Genomic DNA, 5,264 nt, shown 5'->3' on the forward strand with positions numbered 1-5,264 from the left:
CTAAGGCCGTGATTTGGAGCGAACCAGCCAACTGGTTTGGCGTTTGTGAGCCCATGCAAGGCTGCATCGGTTGGTGCGACCGTTAGGGAAGCAACTGCCATTCAGCTACTGCTTTGACCTTAGTTACTGAGTAACATTCGGAGATGCAAAAGAGGCCGGAAAGAAACTCATGTTTCTTCCCAGCCTCTCTCTTTAAATTTAATCAAATAGATTATTTAGTACCGAAAAGTCGATCCCCAGCGTCACCAAGGCCTGGAACGATGTAACCATCTTCGTTAAGATGGTCATCAAGGCCTGCTGTGTAAATATCAACATCTGGGAAGGCGTTTCGAACAGCCTTTACCCCTTCAGGAGCGGCAACCAAGCAAGCAAACTTCATGTTCTTTTCTGAACAGCCTCGCTTCTTTAAAGCATCAATTGCCATAATTGCTGAACCACCAGTTGCTAACATTGGGTCAACAATAAATAATTGCCGTTCTGAAATATCATTTGGCAACTTCACAAAATATTCGTGTGGCTTTAAAGTTTCTTCATCCCGGTACATCCCAATAAAACCAATCTTAGCCGCTGGGATTAATTCCGTCATCCCATCAACCATTCCTAGTCCTGCTCGTAGGATTGGTACAATTGCAACCTTTTTACCAGCTAATTCTTTTTTCGTTGTCTTGGCAATTGGTGTTTCAACTTCAACATCCTTAAGCGGCATAGAACGCGAAACTTCGTAGGCCATTAATGTTGATAGTTCCTTAACAGTTTCCCGAAATGCTTTCGTTCCAACATTTTTGTCCCGAATCATTGTTAACTTGTGTTGGATCAATGGGTGATCCAAAACTTCAAATTTACCCATGGTACACACTCCCTTTTGGTTTCTCAACCATTGTACCAAAAACTTTGGCTTTTGACCCTTGAATTTACCCAAAAGCCAAGAATTTTATGCTTTAAAATCAAAGTGACAACCACCAGCCGACTTATTCAAGCGATTCATATATGCTGCCCCCAGGCCAGTTGCTACAAACCCTTGGGCAAGGATAATTTTAATTGCTGGTTGATTATCAAATTCTCGTAAGCCATCAAATAACAAATGGGTAGCCGATTTTATATCATCACCGATTGAAAACAAAACTGCATTTGCTGGAAACTTAGTGGTCTTAAGGGTTGAATTTTTAGCCATGATTCCAACCTGCTCTGGTTGCTTAGCCACCCATTCACTAACCATTTGCCAATCAGTTGCAGGATCAACAACGTAAACCTGCGCATTTGGCGCATAGTGCTTATATTTCATCCCCGGTGCCTTAGGAATTTCATTTGCTTTAACCTTCCGATGATTTAGTTCAATTGAACCAATTACGGCTTCAATATCGGCTTTGGTAACTGCTCCTGGTCGAAGAATCACTGGCTGGTCAGTAGAAAGATCTAACACCGTTGATTCAACCCCAACTTTTGTCGGCCCATTATCCAAAATTCCGGCAATCTTACCATTTAGATCATGGTAGACATGTTGAGCCGTGGTTGGACTGGGTTTACCGGAAGTGTTGGCTGACGGGCCAACTAAGGGTACCCCAGCCGTTGAAATCAAATCAAGGGTTGGTTGACAAGCTGGAAAACGAAAAGCAGCGGTCGTTAACCCTCCAGTAACCGTTTTTGAAAGTGACCCTGGCTTGATCTTGAGAATAATCGTTAATGAGCCTGGCCAAAATTTGGCCATTAAAGCGCGCGCCTGATCAGGGATTTCAGCCGCATATTGCTCAACCATTGTAACTGAAGAAACGTGCACAATTAAGGGATTATCACTCGGCCGTCCCTTAGCAGCATAGACTTGTTTAACCGCAGTTTCATTTGTCGCATCAGCCCCTAAACCATAAACTGTTTCAGTTGGAAAAGCAACCAACTTACCAGCATTAATCGCCTCAGCGGCTTCTTTAATCTCATTCGTTGAAAAAATTTTAGTTTCCAAAAATTTCGCCTGCTCTTCCTCTATTTTAGACTTACCCGAATCATGCGCATTCGGTCTGCAACGTCATGTTTTGTTTCAATTTTGCCGCTAGCCACGGTTTGATCAAAAAGTTGTTGAATGGTTTGTTCTTGTCGATATCCAGTTTCCCCAAAAAGCTCCCCTTGAGGAGTCAAATGTTGCTGTAATTCTGTAAATAAACGCCGGTAAAAACCTAAGCCACCTTCCGAGGCAAATAAGGCCAGTGGTGGCTCATAGTCAATTACCGCTTTATCCATCTCACTAATCTCATCAACTCCAATATAAGGAGGATTCGTGACAATTAAATCGAACCGCTCTTCACCAAAGCCAGCAAAGAGATCACTTTCAACTTGGCGCAAGTTAGTCCCGTGTAAACGTTGATTTGTAAGCGCCACTCGTAAGGCATCTGTTGAAATATCAGAAAGAGTAACTTGCCACTTCGGCCTTTCCAGTGCCAAAGTAATCCCAATTACCCCACTCCCGGTTCCAAGATCCAATACTTTTAATGGTTTATCAGCCGGCATTAAATCAAGTACCCATTCAAGTAATTCTTCCGTTTCAGTCTCTGGAATTAGTACATCTCGATTAACCACAAAAACACGGCCAAAAAATGGCGCTTTACCGACTACATATTGAGCCGGCTCAGCATTGGCGATTCGCTCCACCGCCCGGGTAAAACGAAAAGCCTCATCGGCTGGCATAAAATCACGATTATGCATTACTAAATCAGTAAACTTCCAATCATGAATCATCTCAAGAATGAATTGTGGTGTGCTTGGATCCATCCCCGCAGTTTTCAAAAAAGAAGAAGCCCACTGCTGGGCTTCAAAATAGGTCCACTTACTCATTCCGTAATTGCTCCAACTTTTTCGCTTGGTCAGCAATAATTAAGGCTTCGATAATTTCATCTAAATCGCCACCCATAATCTTGTCCAGCTTATTTAAAGTTAAACCAATCCGGTGGTCGGTAACCCGGTTTTGTGGATAATTATAAGTTCGAATTCGTTCCGAACGATCCCCAGTTCCGATGGCATCTTTTCGTTTAGCATCGTAAGCAGATTGTTCTTTTTGTTGGTAGTAGTCGTAAACCCGAGCCTTTAAGATCCGCATGGCCTTTGCTCGGTTTTGCTGTTGTGACCGTTCATCTTGCATAGCAACCACAATTCCAGTTGGTAAGTGGGTCATCCGAACTGCTGAAGAGGTCTTGTTAATGTGTTGTCCACCAGCCCCAGAAGAGCGGTAAACATCAACCCGAATGTCCTTTGGGTCCAGATCAATTTCAACGTCCTCAGCTTCTGGCATTACCCCAACCGTTGCCGTTGAGGTGTGTACTCGCCCGGCTGATTCGGTAACTGGGACCCGTTGAACCCGGTGAGCTCCATTTTCAAACTTTAGCTTTGAGTAAACATTGTCACCAGTGATCATCATCGCGATTTCTTTGAAACCACCAACTTCGGTTTCCGTCTTATCGATAATTTCTACCTTCCAGCCTTGCTTTTCAGCATACCGTAAGTACATGTTGTACAAATCACCAGCAAATAAGGAGGCTTCATCCCCACCAGCAGCTCCTCGAATTTCCATAATAATGTTCTTATCATCATTTGGATCTTTTGGAATTAAAAGAACTTCCAATTCTTTTTCAAGCTTTGCCTGACGGTCCTTACTCTCTGCAAGTTCTTCCTTGGTCATCTCGGTTAATTCAGGATCTGAAGTATCACGTAACAATTCTTCGTCATCCTTAATGGTTTGGGTGACATTTTGGTATTCATGATATTTTTCAACCGTTTCCCGTAAACTTCCTTCTTCTTTTGAAAGTTTCATAAATCGTTGACTATCAGCGATCACTTCGGGATCAGAAATTAACTCATTTAATTCGTCATAGCGATCAGCAACCGCTTGTAACTTATCAAAGATTTCTTCCATTTGCATTAGTTATCATTCTCCTGTCCTGTGGATAATGCGGGGTGAAAATAGTGATAGCGACAAACCGGGTAGTAGGACTCATTGCCCCCAATTTGGACCTGCTCGCCTTCATACACGGGTTTTCCATCATGAATCCGTAAATTCATAATTGCCTTGTGCTTGCAAAACCAGCAGATTGTCTTCATCTCTTCAATTTTATCAGCATAAATCAGCAAATACTTGGTTCCTTCAAACAACTCATTTTTAAAGTCATTCTTTAGCCCGTATGCCATAACTGGAATATCAAGCTCATCAACCACTTTTGTTAATTGCAAAACATGTCGCTTTGTCAAAAACTGTGCCTCATCAACCAACACACAGTATAAAGGATGGTCAACTGCCTTCACCAATTCAAAAAGGTCAGTATCTTTCATCACGGGCGTAACCCGCCGTTTTAAACCAATCCGGCTAGCAATGACTCCTTGTCCAGCGCGCGTATCAACGCCACTTGTTAATAGCTCAACCGGTTTCCCTTGTTCTTCATAGTTATGAGCAACTTTAAGGATATCAATCGACTTTCCTGAGTTCATTGCGCCATACTTAAAAAATAACTGTGCCAATTTTTTCACCCTTTTTACTGCATAGTGAACTTTATTATAGCGAAATTTTCCTAATTTTTAAACCATTCCCACCAAGGTCTTTTAGAAAAGAGCAATCTCCGAATAATTTATTTTCCATTCTTGAATAAAACGTTCTTCATTGACGACTTTTCGAACAATCTACTTGGAATCGCCATCAATCTTCGACCGTTTTACGGAAGTAATTCAGACAATCTTTGGATTGTTATCCCTTTACTTTTCTTTTGTTCTTGGAACGCTTATAATTTCTAAATATATAATTGCGAATTTAAGGAGGAGCTTATGACGCTCAAAAGTTCAATTGCTGAAGTAGCCGGTCGATCAAGTTACTGGTTTTTACACAAATTTTTCCATGGTGGGAGTTCGCTACCAGGAAAGATCACCCTTAAATTAGATCCTAATATTTTAAAAGCTTTTAGTAAAAAATACGATTTAGTTATTGTAACGGGAACCAATGGGAAAACCTTAACTACCGCTCTCAGTGTTCGCGTGCTTCGGGAAAAATACCCCCAAGTTTTAACTAACCCTACTGGTTCAAATATGGAACAAGGAATTGTCACTACTTTTATAACCGCCCCCCGGCCAAAGCAAAAAAGCCTAGCAATTCTTGAAGTGGATGAAGCTAACGTGGTTAAAGTCTGTCAATTTATTACCCCAATTGCTTTTGTAATTACTAATCTTTTCCGTGACCAAATGGACCGCTATGGTGAGATCTACACAACTTACGATAAAATTCTAGCGGGGGTTAAGCT

6 protein-coding genes are annotated in these 5,264 nt (G+C 41.8%); 1 reads left to right on the top strand and 5 read right to left on the bottom strand.

Annotation, left to right across the window (positions count from 1 at the left end; genetic code table 11):
- Positions 1-211 precede the first annotated feature (211 nt).
- From upp to H5993_RS08790, 5 genes are all read right to left on the bottom strand, one after another.
- Positions 212-847, bottom strand: a complete 636-nt coding sequence (upp, locus tag H5993_RS08770) for a uracil phosphoribosyltransferase (protein ID WP_204777074.1) — start codon at positions 845-847, stop codon at positions 212-214.
- A gap of 84 nt (positions 848-931) precedes the next feature.
- Positions 932-1,954, bottom strand: a complete 1,023-nt coding sequence (locus tag H5993_RS08775; RefSeq protein WP_204777075.1) for an L-threonylcarbamoyladenylate synthase — start codon at positions 1,952-1,954, stop codon at positions 932-934.
- A gap of 20 nt (positions 1,955-1,974) precedes the next feature.
- Positions 1,975-2,820, bottom strand: a complete 846-nt coding sequence (gene prmC / locus H5993_RS08780) for a peptide chain release factor N(5)-glutamine methyltransferase (RefSeq protein ID WP_204777076.1) — start codon at positions 2,818-2,820, stop codon at positions 1,975-1,977.
- The gene (gene prfA, locus H5993_RS08785; RefSeq protein ID WP_180872109.1) at positions 2,813-3,895 is read right to left on the bottom strand and encodes a peptide chain release factor 1; all 1,083 of its coding nucleotides are present in this window, start codon (positions 3,893-3,895) and stop codon (positions 2,813-2,815) included. Before prfA ends, prmC begins: the two co-directional genes overlap by 8 nt.
- Before the next feature lie 5 nt (positions 3,896-3,900).
- Positions 3,901-4,494: a thymidine kinase gene (locus tag H5993_RS08790; protein ID WP_204777077.1), complete on the bottom strand. Its 594-nt coding sequence runs from the start codon at positions 4,492-4,494 to the stop codon at positions 3,901-3,903.
- 300 nt (positions 4,495-4,794) lie between these two features.
- On the opposite strand from H5993_RS08790, the gene H5993_RS08795 reads away from it, so the two are divergent.
- The coding region (locus H5993_RS08795; RefSeq protein ID WP_275087016.1) for a Mur ligase family protein at positions 4,795-5,264 on the top strand (470 nt) is incomplete at its 3' end.

The organism is Limosilactobacillus alvi (genome assembly GCF_016900115.1).
In the GTDB taxonomy this organism is placed as follows: domain Bacteria; phylum Bacillota; class Bacilli; order Lactobacillales; family Lactobacillaceae; genus Limosilactobacillus; species Limosilactobacillus alvi.

What these genes read in the sequence shown, in the direction of transcription:
- prmC (WP_204777076.1), bottom strand. Translation starts at nt 2,820, where the DNA reads ATGAGTAAGTGGACCTATTTTGAAGCCCAGCAGTGGGCTTCTTCTTTT.
- upp (WP_204777074.1), bottom strand. Translation starts at nt 847, where the DNA reads ATGGGTAAATTTGAAGTTTTGGATCACCCATTGATCCAACACAAGTTA.
- prfA (WP_180872109.1), bottom strand. Translation starts at nt 3,895, where the DNA reads ATGGAAGAAATCTTTGATAAGTTACAAGCGGTTGCTGATCGCTATGAC.